This window comes from Streptomyces sp. NPDC033229 (assembly GCF_055576875.1).
Genome location: NZ_JBVIQR010000075.1, coordinates 1 through 17,115, shown reverse-complemented (window position 1 = coordinate 17,115; position 17,115 = coordinate 1). Strand labels below are relative to the sequence as shown.

Here is a 17,115-nt window from a genome sequence, read left to right as displayed (position 1 = left end):
GCGAACATCTCTGCCGCTTCCAGACGGATCCGTTCTCGGAACTCCCTCCGTTCAACCGTCAGTCCACCGCCCTGCGAATATCTCATGCACCCGGCGTACCGCGACGATCAAGAACCGTCAGCCCCTACGACACCACCGCTAGAAAGTCAGTAGACACCTTCCGATGGGCCGGCCGCTACAACACAAGGCGCCGTCACTCCCGCCTCGGACAACGATCTCCGATCGCCGTCGAGGCCGCACCCGGCGGGCCGTCAGTTAACCTATCTGGAGGCTTCTTGAGCCCCGCTCGCTATAGGCATCGCAGCTCTCGATACCCACGCCCCGACTCGGGATCGACGTCGGCTACGGGTCCCGCTTCCAGCCTCCGCCGCCCACCGCGACCCGTAGCTCGGGCTCCTCGACCTGCGGCGAACAATCCTCCTGAAAGAGAAACAAACAACTCAAACGCGCCTTCTTCCTGTCCGCCTTCGCGGTCATGGCCGACCTGCCGCCAGGACCTGCCAAGGCCCCCAACACGCTCCCCACGGGTTGGGAAACAATCCAAGGTCCACCCCAGCACCAGCTCACCAAACAGAGCCGCACCCCTTTGCCGCTTCTTGCAGTTCACCCTCTTTACATTCCACCAGATCTGCAATCTAGCGGAAGGGCCGTCCGATAGGATAATCAGATATGCGGGGGGACTTTCCTCCGCCTCGCGTACGGAGGTACTTACGCGGAACCGTGTCAGACGGCGGTGGGAGCCTCATGGTTGGCAGACGGGTGCCCAACGAGCTGCTTCGAGGTTTACTCAAGGAAGCGGGTTGGACAGGCGACGCTCTCGCGAAGGCTGTTAACGCAGTAGCGGCTGAAGCGGGGCTTTCCCTGCACTACCAACGCCCCTCTGTCGCTCAGTGGCTGGCGGGAGCGGTACCGCGCGCCCCCGTCCCCGCGTTGGTGGCTGAAGCGATGTCCCGCAGGCTCGGTCGTGAGGTGACGGCGAGAGACACGGGTTTCACTCGCCCCGAGGGCAGCAGCAAGACCGGCATCACAGCGGGTAACGAGGACGCTGGCGCCACCTTCAACGCATTGGCACGCCTCTCTCAAGCAACAGGCCGCACGCGAGGGGATCCCCGGCTTGTCTATAGCCTCACTGCAGTGGATGAGCTGTCTACGGATGCGCGCGCTAGGGTTTTGTGGGCCGAAGCGAGGCCCTCTCGCATAGGCAGGTCGGAAGTAGCCTCTGCGGAAACAATGTTGCGCATACTCTCCTCCATTGAGAAAACCTTTGGCGGAGGGCACGCGCGTACCGCACTTGCCACTTATCTGGCTACTGTGATTGGGCCTTGGCTCGCGGCGCCTTCAAGCCCTGTGGTGGGCCGGGACCTCTACTCCGTCGCTGCCAAGTTGAGCTGTCTTTGCGCGTTCGTTCACTTCGATGACGAGGAACACGGGCTTAGCCTGCGATATTATCTGAGCGCACTGCGGCTGGCTGCAAGCGCCGAGGACGACATCACCGCAGCAACTGTCCTGCGTGGCCTAAGTGTCCAGGCCTACACGCTTGGGCATCGGGCGCAGGCACGGCAGCTTGCCGAAGGTGCAGCTCATCGCGGGAGTAACCGGATGCCCAGAAACCTGCGCGCCGCTGTGGTGGGGCAGCAGGCAGTCACTGCTGCGGCTGTCGGAGACCAACGGCTGGCTCGTGACTACCTCCGGTCGGCTGAACGGTGGCTTGACACGTCAGACAGTACATCAAATCCCATAGGGGCATACCATGTCGCCTCGCTGGCGCACCAACAAGGTGAGGTCGCACTGCTTTTAGGCGACTTTCAACAGGCAGAAGGTTTCCTGAGGGCTGCAATCCGTCAGCGCCCCTCGCGTGAAGACCGTTCCCGTGCGCTGATCCTGCATAAGCTTGCCGTGCTGCAGCTCTCCCAGGGGCAGTTAGACGCCGCCTGCGTCAGCTGGCGGGAATTCCTTACAACATCTGCTTGTATCAGTTCACGCCGGGCGGAAGCAGCTGTCAATGACATGCGTGCCCGCCTCATCCCTTATGCCAACTATGCCGCAGCAGCCTCGATTCTGCGAGGATCTTAATCCCGCAAGCAGGCAGGACACGGGCGGTACTTACCGATCGACAAGTACAGTTCGGTGAATTCCCAATGGTAAGCCGGGGGGGTACCTACGCATCACCCTTGGGGTGAAGATTCCCTTTGATCGTGGGCACCTGGAGACTGGGACGCGAGGTGTGCGCCGTGAGACGCTTCGTTGTATCACCGAGCCTTTTCCGACCTCACGTTGATGTGGCGTGATGGAGGGTGAGGACGGCCTTGACGATGTTGGTGATGCGGGTGGTATTGCAGTGGAGTTTCCGCGGGAGCCGCCAGGATTTGAGGGTGGCGTCGGCCTGTTCGCCGGCAGCGCGGATTCTGGCGTGGGAGGGGTTCACGGCGTGTTTGCCGACTCGGAGATTCGTCCAGCGGCCGCGGTAGGGCACCCGGATTGTGCCCCGCAGCCCCTGGTAGCCCTGGTCGGCCCAGGCCAGGACGCCGGCAGTGGTTAACGCGTCGATGATGCCGTGGGTGCGGGCCGCTCTGATGTCGTGGACTGTGCCGGGCAGGGCGGGTGACGCTCACAGCAGCCGGCCGGGCGGGTCGGCGATGACCTGCACGTTTATGCCGTGCTTGGTGTGTTTCCCGGGGTAGTGCGGGAGGTCCGCGGCGATCCGGTCGGTCGGCGGGAGTGTCCCGTCCAGGATGACGAAGGCCTTCCGGGCGGCGGTCCGTACGGCTTCCTCGAGCGTGGGTGCGAGGGCGGCCAGGACGTCGACGGCCTCATGCACGTAACGGCAGACCGTGGCGATGCCGATGGCGAACCCGGTGGCGAGCCGGGCACAGGTGTCACCGCAGCGCAGATGGGCCAGAACGGGCAGGGCTTGCCGGCCTGCCGTCAGCCGCCGCCAGCGGGTGCCGAGCTCCTGCCGGTGTGTCAGCAGATGGCGGGTAGGAACCGCAGAGCCGAGCTGGACAGATCTATCGCTGACGGGTGGACAAGCACACGAAGCTCCTGATGAACGCGGTTGATCCTGGCAGACAACCCGTCTACCAGGAGTTTCACCACTATGCACAGCCAAACCGCCCCCAACCCGGCCCCACATCAGGTTGGAAAGAGCTCAAGGTGTCCCACGGCCGAGCCGCTCTGGAGCGCGGATGTGTTGCACATTCGGATCGCGGCAGCGAGTACACATCGACTTCAAGGTGGAAAGAGTCTCGACCGGGCACCCGATAACCCGTCTTCTGGTGGAGTTCGACCTTGTGCCTCAGATTCACTAAGCCTCATTACGTTTCGGCGGCGACGCTCCTCTGCTTTGGAACGTCCCAGCAATCGCAACCCGGACTTCCTCCACGTTGGCATGTCGCCCCTCCGGTGCAAGCAGACCATGTATCGACTGTGATGTGTTCCGTTGTTACTCGGCGGCGCAGAACGCTCAATGGCCCCAACCCTGACAGCGCTTTCACCACACCCTTGACCGCTCCTGCGGAAGCAGATCTCGTCGCTGTGACCCCTACCGCCGACGCCTCCGCGAGCCAGCGGGAACGTAGGCCTGTGGGGCCCCGCACCACCCTCACGACGCTTTCAGCTTCCGCCGAAATGACCGCTGCGGCCATGCGTGTTTCAGCAGTGGCTGGTTCCCCAACGACAAGAACCAGGTCACAATCTCCTGCGAGAGACCGGAGTGCTAGACGCGAGTCGGACTCCGCATAGCACCAGTTGGCAGGATGCTGACCCCGAAGCCCCGGAAATCGCTTCCGAAGAACCTTGACGATCTCCGCCGCTTCAGTCACCGCCACTCCTGGCTCCAGGACATAAGCGGTCCTGCAAACGTCAGCCAGATCCACACGCTCAGCCTCACGGACCGAACGAACCCGTGCTAAACCTGCTAAGGGCCCGTGCGCAGTGAAGTGGTAGGGTGCCATCCCAATGAGTAGGACATGGCACCCCTGACCAGCAAACACCGCTGCGTCGCTGCACGCCCTGGCAGCTGCAGGGCACATCGCCTGGCGTGCAGTTTCTTTGTCGCAGGCCGTCAGGCCCGAATCTGTCACCGGAAGATTCTCACCCATCGGCATCTCGTGACACCACGGCTCTTGGACAGCGCATATCTCCACCGGACGGTGTCTCTCACTCGCCCTGCGAAACTCCTGCACCTCGGCCAGATGAGAGGGAGGTGTGCAGACCGCACAGCAACGCCCCGACTCTGCCACCACCACGCGACGGGTCCTCAAGAGTCGTGACCACTCCCCAACAGCAGCGTTCGCCGCACTCACAGCCACCGGGTTTCCTTCAGACGCCCCCACGCCAATCCCCCGCACCGTTCCGTCCGCGTCGAGGTAGGACACTACGCACAGGGAACCGCCACCCGGCTGGTCTTCTGCGTTCATGACCCTTGCCACTGGCCCTACCCCCACTCTCCATCCTTTCTCTCGCAGACTTTGCGCTACAGGAGATGCCGCCGGGCAGCTCATACTCCCTCTCGAGGGATGTGCAAGCTCAGAGGCGACGATCAGATCCACCTCTGCAGCCCAAGCGAAACTCAGAAAATCGTATCTCACGGTTCTGTTCACATACATTCCTTCATGGAACTTTTCTGGGCGATTCCCAGCCAGGTACGGCATGGAGCCGTGATGCACACGAGAGCGCAGCCCAACGTTCGTTCCACCGGTAGCCGCGAGTTTTGCCTTGGCGCGCGTTTACTAAAGGCTGTCCCGCAACTCACATTGGGCTCGTGCCCGCGAGACGCCGGTGGACTGTGCCACTCTGTCCGGATTCACGGTCACCATTCGACGGCGACAAACCAGAACAGAAGGGGTCACCGCCAACCGCCTACCGAGTTGCGGGACAGGCTTTAGTGCGCGCGAACCATCTCCTGGTTCGTCTCACGCGGCCCCGTGTTCCGGAAGCTTGGCGAAGTATGCCCGGACACACCCGCAGTAGTTGTCGGCTCATAAGCAAATGCCACTTGATCTTCACGAAGGCAATACATCTTGCAGCCTGCGATCGTAAACCGCCCCTGGCTCCTCCGTTCATTGTGATCGGCAGGGGAATGCAGGGCTATATTACCGGCCGCTCGTCTTTGTTAAGATTCTCCCCCTGTTAAGCGTTCAAGCTCGACGGCGGGTTGGCTAAAACGTGTTGCAGAACGACCAAACGATCTTCCGCGACCGTTCCACAGCGTCACCCAGACCAGCGTAAACAGCAGCACAATTGGGCAATTGACCTTGCCGCTGTTGGCCGGATCCGAGCGTGATCGCCGTTCCGCAACAGCCTTTAATCTTGACTCTGTCGGTGATCTTGGGGTTTCCCGGTGCGGCAGTGTGATGAACGGGCATGCTCGGGGCTGTTCCGATGGACCCTGTGATCGTCGAGGTGCTCGTTGTCGCTCCGTCCCCGTTCCGGTGAGCAGGTTCCGTCTCTGACCGCGCGGATCGCGCGGGCGAGCAACCCGGGCGGTACCACGGCGATGTAGGTGAGAGACCGGCTGGACGGACTATGGCATGACGAGGACTTCGCTGGCTGGTACCCGCGCGACGGCCGTCCCGGTCTTTCACCCGCCCAGCTGGCCACTGTCTGCGTGCTGCAGTTCCTGCTCGGCCTTTCGGACCGGCAGGCCGCCGAGGCGGTTCGCTGTCGTATCGATTTCAAGTGCGCCACGAGGCGCCACTACCCCGAGCGGGGGTGAAAGAACCCCGCCGCTGGCCTGTCGCAGCAGGCTAGTGAAGCTGAGGGCAGCCTGACCGCGGAGACGCGCGGGAGGGCGGCAAGCAGCCCTGACAAAGCCGGGACGCACTGGCACTGCCAGACGGTGCGGGTCCGGCAAGCGAGACGAGAAGCCGTACGAGAGGAACCAGTGTTCGAAACCCCGTAATACTTGAACCGGCTCCAATCTGGCGGATATGAGCCCGGGACGCAGTGCACGCCACCGAACGTCTGGTGGTGACTCCGAAGCCGGTTACTGATCTTTTTGTTAGTTCTGTGGGGTTGGTGGGTGGATGGTCAGGCCGGTGTGGGTGAGAAAGGACCATGGCAGCTGCCGGTTCTGGTTGATGCGGTGGATGCCTTGTTCGGTGGCATCGGCGACATCGGCGGGGTGGTCGCCGGCAAGGTTGGCGAGTTCACGCTTCTTGAGCGACGACCACAGCAGCTCCACCGGGTTCAGCTCAGGCGCGTAAGCCGGTAATCGCTCCAGGGTGTCAGTGGCCTTTTTGATCTCCCCGTATGTGCGGTCCGGGGAGATTCTTGACAGCTCGGTCCTGGGACTTGCTTGACGATGTCTCTCGTGATGCTTGGCGGTCCCAGGTGATGGTTGACGGTTAGCGGGGATCGGCGATGTAGCGGGTGACGGGGCCGCCCTTGAGAGGGTGGGTGGAGATCCCGACCTCGCCGTCGAGGACGCGGAAGCAGGTCTCCTCGATAACCACGGTGACGGTCTTGCCGGCGTGCGCGATGCCGGGGCGGAGCTTGTGCCGGGCGACGACGAAGGTGCCATCGGCTCCGACGCGCCGGACGGCCCGCCGCGGCTGCGAAGGGGGCGGCGGCAGCGGTGTAGTGGCGACCCGGGCTCCGGTGAGTTTCGCGCGGCGCTGGTGCGGGATCGGGGCGGCGAGGGTCTTGACCAGGAGTCCGGCATGGATCACATACATCAGGCTGCCGTCGAAACGCAGGGTGACGTGCTTGCCGATCAGCTCGGTGCCAAGGGCGACGGGCGTTTGCCCGAGCGAGACCACGCCGTCCTTGGTGGCCTTGCGATCGACTTCGACAACGGTCGCGGGCGCCAGGGGTTTGTCCGCGCTGACGCCGCCCTGGGGTTCGGGTCCGCCGGGCCGTCCGCCCCGCATGATCAGCCCTTGCAGGTCAGCGTCGGTGAAGATCATCGAACGAGTCCTGATCAGCTGTCCGTCGAGGATGACGTGGACAGTGCGGTGGCTGACCCAGACGGTGACAGTCCGGCCGACCAGGGTCGGGCTGAACTTCAGGCTCCGTGCCTGCGGCAGCATCACGTGCCGACCGGGGCTGATCACCGCCTCGAACTCCACCGCCTGGAGTGGGAGGTTGTCCTCGGACGACCTCGGCGGCGGGAGCACCGGCAGTCGCATCGGCTCGGCCGGCCTCGGCCCGGCCGCCGGAGCTTGCGTGGTCTCCGGCGTGCCGGCGGAGAGCGTGTGCGGGCGGAAGACCTGGGCCGGAGTGGCCATCTCCAGCGACTGGTGGGGCCGGGTGTGGTTGTAACCATGGACCCACGCGTCGACCGCGGTCTGCGCCGCGACCGGGTCGGCGAAGGGCCCGGAGTGGTCGAGCATCTCGCGGCGCAGGGTCTTGTGGAACCGTTCGATTTTCCCGGTCGTTGTCGGTGACCTCGGCTTGGTCAGCCGCTGGTTGATGCCGTTCTCGCGGCAGACGCGCTCGAACATGACCTCGGTGGGAAGGGGCTTGGAGTAGCGGCCGGTGAACTGCTTGCCATTGTCCGTCAGCATCTCCGAGGGGACCCCGTAGCGGCGCATCGCCTCGATGAACGCCTGACACACGGCCCGCCCGGTCGGCTGCACCAGCACTGCAGCGATCACGATGAACCGAGAGCAGTCGTCGATCCCGGTCAGGAGCTTGCACTCCCTCCCGTCGGCAAGGAACACCCCACTCATCAGGTCCATCTGCCACAGCTGCATCGGCGCGTCCCGCTGCCACCGCTTGTAGACGCGGCGGTGGACCTGGACCTGATGGTTGACCAGCCCATTGCGGACCAGGACGCGGTGCACCGCCGACCGGCCCGGCGCGTCCGCGACGCCGCGGACAGCGAGTTCATGGGCGATCCGGCGGGCACCCCACTTCGGATAGCTCTGCCGCAGCTGACAGATGGCCAGCTCGATGTCGACCGGTACCCGGGACGGTGAGCTGTGCGGCCGACGGGACCGGTCCCTCAAGCCGCCTCGTCCACCCTCGCGGAAGCGCCGCAGCCAGGTGTGCAGGGACTGCTGCCGTGACGTGCCGTACCGACGGGCGACCTCGGCCACCGGCGAACCGTCCAGCACCTCCACCACGGCCCGGAAGCGGTGCTCGACCGTCCAGTCCTCCTCAGCGGCCTCGGCAAGCTCGGCGATCTCACCCATGCCCGTACAACGAACACCGTCCGTCAGGGATGTGCTCGGACCATCAAGAATCTCCCATGACCGTCAAGGAAGTCCCGCACCAACAGCGTCAAGGATGAGCTGGGACTGCACAGTCACCAGGGCCAGCCAGTCCTGTCCGGCGACCCAGGCCCGCATGGCCCGGCTCCGGTGGGCGGACAGTCCGTCGCCATGCCCACCTGACCATGGAGTTTTCCGGTCAGGAGCCTTCGCCGCTGCCGGGTCCCAGACCGTGGTGCGGTGCCTGTGACGCAGCCGGACTCCTGCCAGATCGATGCTCCGCATGATGCGCGATCCTCTTGTGGCTGACGCGCTAGCCGACCGCGCGGAGCCTGGCGGTGACCCCGGGGACACCGTGGGTGCCGTCCGATTCGAGGTGCACAGCCCTTATCCTGCCCGCGAGCCGGGCATCAGCCTTCCGGCGGTCGACCCGGTCCTCGGCTGTCGAGCGCCAGCGGCAGAAACTGGAGCAGGCGACTGCCCAGGATGCCAGATATGCCGATTCTTCCACCGCCGCCAACGCCAGCCACACTCCTCCGCAGCTATTTCCACGGCGCCCACGTCCGCTACACCCTCGTAAAGAAATCCAATGAGTTTCTGATAATAGATCATCGCCGGCCGGGTGCACATCCATTCCGACCGTCTGGCTCCCGTAACTCTTCAGGGCCGGATGATCTCGAGAACTCCCACTTCGCAGTGTTATCCTCGGCCCACTGGCCTAGAAAGCGAAACCGCTGGACGATCCGCTCAAAGCGAATCATCTTGGCCGTCGGCCTAGTTTTGAGAGATGTCTCACTGGAAACCAGTTCTGACTCAGAGACCAACAGTTACTCGGAAAAAATAGAAAACCCGTACTGCCTTCAATGTGTTTGCGCTCTGGGCATCTGATGCAGTCAGAGTTCTCCTCTGCGGATAGCCTTTCGTGGCAGCAATAGAGGGTGCCGGGGGAGGCTGAAGAATTTTCATGGATGACCCGCTTGTGTATGGCCTGGTGTTCCTCCCCTTGGAGGGGAAATTCTCGGCGGCTACGGGCAGTGAGAATTTGGAGGGCGAGCGACACATTGGGATGCACGGCGAAGGTTGGGGGAACGGCAAGCTGACCGCAGGCAGGTCCGACGCCGTTGGCCGACCAGGAAGGGAGGCGCCGGGAGGCTGGGAGCATTCGGTGTCAGCTGGTGCGGGCGAGGGCGAGGGCACGGTCGCGTGTTTTCGCAGCGTGGGACTGGCGGGGGAAGCTGGCGAGGGAGGCGCGCAGACGGGTGAGGCATAGCTCGACCTGGGTGGATTGCAGGTGCGGGTAGTGATCGAGAAAAAGGTCCCAGTGTTGGCAAGCTGCTTCCAGGTGCCCAGTGGCCAGGTGCGTTTCGGCGATGCGGGCCTGGGTGAGGGCGTGGGCGGTTCGGTGCTCGGCTGGGCGGTGGGATATGGAGTCCTTGAGAGCGGTCAGGGCCTGGGTGTGGTCGTCTAGGGCGGTGAGAGTCTGGGCGCGCTGGTAATCGAGGCCAGCTCTGGGATAGGACGCGAAGGGGTCGGGGGTGCCTGATGCGTGTTCGTGGGCACACTCCGCGGCGAGGAGGTCGGCGCGGGCGCGGGCGCCTTCGTGCTGTTGGGCGTAGGCGAGAGCGCGCTGGGCGAGTAGAAAGGAGCTGACCGCTGGATCGGTGCGGGGGCCTGCGGCCTCCAGAGCGGTGTCGGCAAGTCGCAAGGCGTAGGTGGGATGACCGAGCCGCAGGGCCTGGACGCTCATCGCGCGCAAGACGATGGCGTAGGTGCGTCGGTCGCCTGCCTCATGGGCGAGGCCACGCGCGGTGTGGAAGTAGCGCTGAGCCAGGCCCGGGTGGCCGCTGTCAGCGGTCATGCTGGCTAGCAGGAAAGCCAAGCGGGCGATCGCGGTCATCAATTCTTGGCGAACGGTGGGAGCAGCGGAAGCGGCGAGAAGTTCGCCAGCGGTCTGGGCCAAATAGCCCGACAGCGCAGGGCGGATGTGGGCACCGCCGTGCATGTGAGTGAAGTTGGCGAAGGCGCGGGTCATCTCGTGAAGGACATGGACATCGGCTGCCGTAACCCGTCCTGGTACCCGGCCCGACGACATCGGTGGCGAGATGGGAGGGAGCTTAGCTGTGCCCCATTGGGGCAGGTCGACGGCGGTGAGGGTGTAGGCGGAGCGGAGCAGGAAGGCGTGCCGGGCGGGGTCGGTGTCCTGGTTGCAGAGGGTGATGAACTGGCGCACTGCCTCACCTTCCTCGGCGGGGATACGTATGCGGGTGTCAGGCGGGGCGGAGGTGAGTCCGGTGTCCTCGGCGGTGATCAGTCGGCACAGGCGGCGGCTGAGGGCGGTGGCTACCAGGTCCGGGACCGGCGGGCGGGGACGGGACCCAGTGAGCCAGTGAGCCACCGAGGTGCGGTCATACCGCAACTTCAGTCCATGTGAGAGCCCCAGTGTGTTAACCGCCCGGGCTAGTTCAGCGGCGCTGCAACGGGACTCGGCCAGCGCTGCGGACAGCAACTCATTGGGTTGACAGCGGGACACGATTCCTCCTTAGAAGCGTGCGGGTCGATCAGAGTGTCGGGCGCCCCTGATGAGGCCCGATCCCGCCTGCCGGGATACCGAACCGCTGCCAGCTACGGCCCGAGCTGCCCTTGGCTCTAGGCGCGTATCGAGGCGTGATCAATCTGGCGGATTCGCTCCGCGCTATGGAGCGAATCCGTTAGGGTATCTTGCATGACAGGGGTGCAATTGGCGGATGAGGAGTGGGAGTTCATCGGCTGTATCCCGAGCGGCTCCGGCTGCAGTTCGAGGGGCTTGATCTGGCGGTTCAGGGCGGGCGGGCAGGCAGTGGCGGGAAATGCTGGCGGAGTTCGGGGCCTGGCTGACCGTCCATGACCGTTTCCGGCAGTGGCGGGACGCCGGTGTCTTCGCGGCCCTGCTGGAGGGCCTGATCGCCGAGGCCGATTCCACCACTGCCCGCGCCCACCACGACGCTGCCGGGATGCACCTGGCACCCGAGGTTCTCGCCGCCCTGGAGGAGGCTGCCGCCGAGGACGAAAAGGCCCAGTTAAAGGGGGCGGCTCGGAGGGACAAGACGGGCACAACGGAGACAGTGACCCAGCCCGGGAAGTGCGACGCCGCGTCCGGCGCCGGCACAGAGTCCGGCTGAAGGCCGCCCTGCTCGGGCGCTCGCGCGGCGGATAGACGAGCAAGGTCCGCCTCGCCGCCGACCGCAAGTGCCGCCCGCTCGCGCTCATCCTGACTGCGGGACAGGCCGCTGACAGCCCCCAGTTCAGCCCCGTGCTCCGGAGAGTCCGGGTCCGCGGCGCGGTCGGGCGTCCCCGCACCCAGCCGGACGCGGTCGCCGGGGACAAGGCGTACGCTTCCCGCGCCAACCGCGCCTACCTGCGCAAGCGCCAGATCAAGGCGGTAGTCCCGGAGAAGAAGGACCAGGCCGCCAACTGCAAGAAGAAGGGCCGCAGAGGCGGCCGGTCCGTCAGTCACGACGCCGCCCTCTGCAAGGAGAGCAACACCGTTGAGCGCCTGATCAACAAGCTGAAAGCTTGGCAGGGCATCGCCACCCCCTACGACAAGACCCCCGAGAGCTACCTCGCCGGCCTTCATCTCCGCGCCTCCATGATCTGACTCAAGGAACTCACGAGAACCTCTTGATCACGACTCAACACGCGCCCTAGGGAGTCTGCGCGGATTCCGTCGCGAGAGCGACACCGCGCGCTGAACAGCTCAGGATGCCGACTCGGTGCTGGCGTGGTCGCCAGCGGTGAGGCATCCCGTTCGTTCCCGGACGCCACCGGTCCGACGGTCTGCTGTATGGCGGCGGCCAACTGTCACGGAGTGCTCGCAGGCGGGAATCAAGCGGCCTGTCTTGCTACTCGGCGATCACGGTGGTGCTGTATCTACAGCGAAACATGGGCGCCACGGCGCCCTCCACCATTGCATCTCGCGGGTTCGCTCGAAATGCTCGTTGCAGCTGTAGAAGGCTACTGACACCCTCTCCGGAGCCGCCTTCGCCTCGATCCAGAGTACCGGCTCAAGCCCCGCAAGGCTGCCCTATATAACGATGGTGATCACCCCCGCCTCATCGTCAGCGTGCCCGCCTACGTCTGTAGGCCCTCAGCGCAGTCAAGTCAAGAGCCGTCCTCGCCAAAATGACATCGTGTGCGGAACACATTCGGGTGCGTGGTGATCACGCACCGAGCGGTCTGCGCAACCACCCTTTGAGGAGGGCCCCTCACCAAGAAGCCAGGCGCGCCTCTAAGAGGCAAGACATCGGGCCGATGACGGGGGTGAAAGCGTTGAACGCCCGTATCCGCACTGTCCCGTGCGACCGGGGCCATTTGAGAAGCCAGGAAGGTTATTCAGAAGTAGTGGATCTTGTTGGGGTCCAGGTGCGGAGGAGTTCGAGCTGGACGGTGGTATCGAGGTTCTCGGGGAAGCGGTCGAGGGGGCCTCGGTAGTTCTCGGAGAGGATCTTCCAGTTCTTCAGGTGCGCGATACAGCGCTCGACAGCGGACCGGATGGCGGAGTGGGCCCGGTTGCAGTCCTTCTCCACCATGGTGAGCGGGCGATGCAAGGGTTTCTTGTGCGGGGTCAGCAGTCCGCAGCCCTGGTAGCCCTTGTCGCCGAGCCCGGGATGTCTGCCGACGGTGGTCTCCATGCCCGAGGCGGTGCGGGCGTGGGAGTCGTGGCGGGCTCCGGGCAGGGGCCGGCCAACGGCCCTGAGGCGGCCCCGGAGGTCGGACATCACCTGGATGTTGTGACCGGTGCGGCGGTGCTTCGCGGAAAACAGCTGCTCAGCGGCCTTCCAGTCCCAGCACGGGGCAAGGAACCCGTCAACAAGGACCGGCTCGCCCCGCGGCCGCCGGGCGATGCCGAACCCCAGCTGCTTCAGGCTGCCCCTCATCACAGGCCGCAGCGCGGCCGCATAACGGGAGACCATGGGCTGCGAGACACCGAACAGCTCGCCGACCATCTCCTGAACCGCGTTGTGACGCAGCAGGAAACACAGCACGACCACCGCCCCCCACAACGGCAGAGCACGCGGCCGCCCCGCCGGCGCGCCCCAGCCCGGCAAACACCGCTCCACCCTCCCCATGAGCAGGGACAGCTGATACGGGCTCAAGCCGGTAGACGGTGGAAGCGCATCGGTCCCCCCGAGCGTCCGCACAGGATTCGACACCCCGTACGGTACGCCGAGGAGACCGATCCTGCGCCCAGCAATCAACCAGCAAGAGCCACCGACTTCTGAATAACCTTCCAGCTCGCGGCGTACCCAAGCAGTCTTCACGGTCGGCCGGGTGAACAAGCCGGGTGAACAAGTCGTCGCTGACCAGAGCCCGGCAGCGGTTGAGGTGGACTGTGATGCGTGACCTGCACCGTGCCGTGGTCCGGCCGCTGAGCCAGAGCAGGGACTTCTTCCGTGAGCTGCAGGTTCTGGCTATTGACGGGATGCTGCTGGCCTTCCCAGATTCGGCCGGCAATCGGGGAGCCTTCGGCAAGTCAGCGCCTCTGTGTGTCGAGGTCTGTTCTTGGGCTGCCCCTCTGTCAGAGAGTGATGCAGGAAGACTTCCAAGTCATCCATGTCTCCTTACCTGCGGATGTTCAGGACGGTTCACTGTCCCCATGGTGTTCCACGCATCGCAGCATCTCTATCAGCTGGTATTCCACCATGCCGGTAGCGAGATTACCACCCGCTTGAAGAAAGGGGCCTTCTGCGGAATATGAAGCCATTATAGATGGCACCCAGCTATGCAAGGCTGCTAGATATTGAAGCTTCGACATATTTCCAATACTTCCAAAGCCGAGGAATAGTCGGCCGCTCTCTGTCAAATAGTGTGACGCTTGGGCAAGAAATCTTTGATAGGATCGATATCCTGGATCTCCATACGCACGTGAGAGCTGATCGGGATGCAGGTAGTCGGCAGGAAGTTCGACGAACGGGGCGTTCCAGTAGATTAGATCAAATTTTTTTTCGAGGGGTATGGAATCGAATACATCGCTACCGAAGGCGGTGACAAGGTCACCTACATTATGTAGTTCTGCGTTAGATCTGGTGTTTATTACTGCCTGCGGGTTTACATCGACAGCTGCAACGCATAGGCACCCCTGCTTTGCTGCCCATACCGCAGTGAGCCCCGCCCCGCAGCCCATCTCAAGAAAAGCGCCACCGCTGGGATACGGCAGGTTCACAGTGAAGAATTCCGTGGCCGGGGACTCGACAGGCGAGTAAATTCCGTCGACCAGTTTCCAGCTGTGGTTTAGGCACTCTATCAGGGACATACCTGCTCCTTTGATCGTGGTGATCAGGTTGAGCGGTGCACCACAGCTCGTACTTTGGTGGACGGGGTGTGGGTCACTGTATATATGCCTCCAAGGTTATTTCTTCCGAAAATCTGAAGGTCTGCAAGAGATCGATTTTTGTGTACTCCGTCAATGGCTACGCTATTAATTTCTGGGCAAGCGTGCAGTATGGCCGAACCCAGGAGGTAAAATGTATTTCCGCTGGACTCGCTTTCATGGGATGCGAATTCCTCGACGATCGCATCCCTGGCCCGACTGAAGCACGCCTTGTAGTCGACATTCCTGTCCAGGTAATCCCATTCGGCTCTCACGCTGGCCCCGAATACCCGGTCACGCAGCTCTTGGGTCGTGGTGTACTCGTCTTTATGGAATCCGACAAATCTGGCACCTGTGGACATGAACATCTCAACATTCTCAATGCCACCCTTAATCTTTGTCATTCCGGTGCGGGGAGTCGTGACCTCGACAATCCGGCGGTGAGATCCGTCGAATGTGAAGTTGTGTTGATTGTTTCCGGCATTCGCAGCTATGTTGCCGGCGTCACTTACCGTAAATCTCGCTCGGATTTCTACTGAAGCCGGACAAGCGGTCAGCAGTCGGCTAGACACTGCCTCCGCAATTATCTCAGGCTCTTCCGTTATGTGGTCATTAGAAAATGCGAGTACGGTGTTGACGAGAGCGCCATTCGGAAGAAGGGCAGAATTATTTCCCTGAACGTAGACGGACTCAAAATCGCCCGACAGTGATATGTCTACGATGAAGTGGCGAACGCGGTGCTCTTGTTTCGACCGATCGACGGCGATGAACTCAATACCTGTTTCCGAATGAAAGTGTTCTCCGAGTTTCGCCGCCATGTCAGTGCACCTCCGTTGACGGTCCCTTGAACAGTCTGTGGCGTTCTTGAACCGAATACAAGTCAGACGCTTGTTCAGCGCAGCCCAGCTGTTTCCAGCTCTCGAACAATTTTCTAGCTGATTTATCGAGTCGGGAAAGTTTCGCCGCTAGGAAGTAGACGTGACGGCTTGCTGTGTCACGGCGATCCTGAAACATCCTCATTTCACTCTGATCTGCTCCTGGCGAGCTATGGTCCCAACCCCTACATATGGCGGCGGCTAAGAACTCAGAGTCCCGGAAAGCATCCGATATTCCGCGAGCGGCCACTGGGTCCGTGTAGAGACCCGCATCTCCTACCAAAGCCCATCCTGGACCGTGGGGGGATCGAAAATAACTCGGCAAGTCGGTGGCTCCGAATATCTGTGACTGAAGATTTGCTCCTGAAAGAAGGCCTGCAACCCGTTCTACAGAATGCAGTTGACGTGTGTAGTTCTCGCGCACGTTTAGGCGGAATGAAGGAAGTTCGCCTAGCGGCGCTTGCAAGAACACTAGCTGTTCGTCACCGTTTGTTGGGACGATACCGATCAGAAGACCGGGCTGAAAGTAAAGGCGTACACCGTCGACTGGAACATTTCGCCAGTATCCGTAATACGTGTAGTAACTGCCAGGCACGAAGTGATATAATTGCGCTTTAACCAGCTTCGCCACCCGAGAGTATCGGCCGTCAGCGCCGACCACAAGCGAAGCCTTCTCACGATACGTACGCCCGTTCATCCGCCCTTCCACACCTGTAACTCGGTTACCGTCCCAAACAAGCCCACTGATACTGCACCCCTGCCGCATCTCCACCCCCGCCTGGATAGCGGCTTGTTGCAGTGAAACGTCCAGCAGTGTTCTGCGCGGCGCGTATGAGGGAAAAGCCGGAGGGGAGGTCTTGACATCTGTGTATTCCTCCCCAAAGTAGGCTTCACACAATGTCAGTGGAGGACACCCTGCCGATTTTATGGCTGGCAGGATTCCCCAGCGTGAGAGCTGCTGCACAGCAGGAAGCTTCAGGAGATGGCCTGACAGTGTGTCACTGGGGAATCTCGCCCGGTCTACCAGAAGTACGTTCATTCCTGCGTGAGCCAGCAAGAATGCCGTAGTAGCACCCGAACATCTCGCACCGACAACAATTACATCGAATTTCACGGTGGCTCCAAAATTACGACAACGATTCGTCAGGTGCTACAGTCGGGATACTTCCATTGCCGGGACTCACTCAATGTGCCGATAGTCTAGGATCGGCCCAAAGAGCTACACCAGGGCGCTGCTTGCGTATGCGCGGTTAGGAAAGAAGAACGTGAATTCGCACGTGTATTTGCCTGCGCGTACTGGAGATCGTAGCAACACAGTGCATCGGGACCAGCAAGCCGTCGCTCTGCACAGATTCCCGGTCCACACCAGCGAGCCATCGGCAGCCATGATTTCTACTATGAAGTTTTCCCTCCAGGAATTGTCAAGTTCAGCGTGACGCGCCACCAGAATGGCCACAGACTGCAGGCAATCACTGTTGATAAACACCGCGCGTCGGCACGGGACCGCTGCAAGTAAAATCCCGCATGGGGCCTAAGTGTGAAAGGTGTTGTTCCTCTGTGAGCTGTTAAGTATCTCAATGTGTTCACCGTGAGCGTATTGGTGGGCCCCCAGCGACCAGGGCCCCCCGGCCGGACCGACCAGCAGGGCTGATGTGTTCTCAGCTGGTGAGATGGGCTGATCGCTTGCATACGTGGTGATCCAGATGGTTTGCCCGGTTGGGGAACGAGGTACGCGGCC

At 62.5% G+C, this 17,115-nt stretch carries 10 protein-coding genes and 2 pseudogenes; 3 read left to right on the top strand and 9 right to left on the bottom strand.

Annotated features, from left to right (window positions below; all coding sequences use genetic code 11):
• Positions 1-1,230 precede the first annotated feature (1,230 nt).
• Positions 1,231-2,073 (top strand): tetratricopeptide repeat protein, encoded by an 843-nt coding sequence (locus ACZ53N_RS33915; RefSeq protein ID WP_469144642.1) that lies wholly within the window; start codon positions 1,231-1,233, stop codon positions 2,071-2,073.
• Between the two features lie 196 nt (positions 2,074-2,269).
• On the opposite strand, the pseudogene ACZ53N_RS33910 reads toward ACZ53N_RS33915, so the two are convergent.
• Together ACZ53N_RS33910 and ACZ53N_RS33905 are read right to left on the bottom strand one after the other, a co-directional pair.
• Positions 2,270-3,033: pseudogene (locus ACZ53N_RS33910) on the bottom strand (transposase family protein).
• A gap of 281 nt (positions 3,034-3,314) precedes the next feature.
• Entirely contained in the window at positions 3,315-4,031 is a 717-nt protein-coding gene (locus tag ACZ53N_RS33905; protein WP_469144644.1) for a hypothetical protein, read from the bottom strand.
• Positions 4,032-5,503: 1,472 nt separating this feature from the next.
• Here ACZ53N_RS33905 and ACZ53N_RS33900 point away from each other — a divergent pair.
• Entirely contained in the window at positions 5,504-5,716 is a 213-nt protein-coding gene (locus tag ACZ53N_RS33900) for a transposase (protein ID WP_469144641.1), read from the top strand.
• Positions 5,717-6,001: 285 nt separating this feature from the next.
• Here the strand turns inward: ACZ53N_RS33900 and ACZ53N_RS33895 are convergent, their stop codons facing one another.
• From ACZ53N_RS33895 to ACZ53N_RS33885, 3 genes are all read right to left on the bottom strand, one after another.
• Entirely contained in the window at positions 6,002-6,184 is a 183-nt protein-coding gene (locus ACZ53N_RS33895; RefSeq protein WP_469144645.1) for a hypothetical protein, read from the bottom strand.
• A 163-nt stretch (positions 6,185-6,347) separates the two neighbouring features.
• Positions 6,348-8,129 (bottom strand): IS481 family transposase, encoded by a 1,782-nt coding sequence (locus tag ACZ53N_RS33890; RefSeq protein ID WP_469144643.1) that lies wholly within the window; start codon positions 8,127-8,129, stop codon positions 6,348-6,350.
• 1,195 nt (positions 8,130-9,324) lie between these two features.
• Positions 9,325-10,386 carry a tetratricopeptide repeat protein gene (locus ACZ53N_RS33885; protein WP_469144640.1) on the bottom strand — a complete coding sequence of 354 codons (1,062 nt, stop codon included), beginning with the start codon at positions 10,384-10,386 and terminating at the stop codon, positions 9,325-9,327.
• A gap of 539 nt (positions 10,387-10,925) precedes the next feature.
• Here ACZ53N_RS33885 and ACZ53N_RS33880 point away from each other — a divergent pair.
• Positions 10,926-11,790: pseudogene (locus ACZ53N_RS33880) on the top strand (IS5 family transposase); the annotation flags it as partial.
• 730 nt (positions 11,791-12,520) lie between these two features.
• Here ACZ53N_RS33880 and ACZ53N_RS33875 read toward each other — a convergent pair.
• The 4 genes from ACZ53N_RS33875 to ACZ53N_RS33860 form a co-directional block, all read right to left on the bottom strand.
• Complete coding sequence (locus ACZ53N_RS33875; protein WP_469144639.1) at positions 12,521-13,288, bottom strand: transposase family protein; 768 nt, start codon at positions 13,286-13,288, stop codon at positions 12,521-12,523.
• 479 nt (positions 13,289-13,767) lie between these two features.
• Complete coding sequence (locus ACZ53N_RS33870) at positions 13,768-14,445, bottom strand: methyltransferase (protein ID WP_469144638.1); 678 nt, start codon at positions 14,443-14,445, stop codon at positions 13,768-13,770.
• 23 nt (positions 14,446-14,468) lie between these two features.
• Positions 14,469-15,320, bottom strand: a complete 852-nt coding sequence (locus ACZ53N_RS33865) for a hypothetical protein (protein ID WP_469144637.1) — start codon at positions 15,318-15,320, stop codon at positions 14,469-14,471.
• Between the two features lies 1 nt (position 15,321).
• A complete protein-coding gene (locus ACZ53N_RS33860; protein WP_466986519.1) occupies positions 15,322-16,491 on the bottom strand; it encodes an NAD(P)/FAD-dependent oxidoreductase in 1,170 nt (389 codons plus the stop codon).
• Between the last annotated feature and the right edge of the window lie 624 nt (positions 16,492-17,115).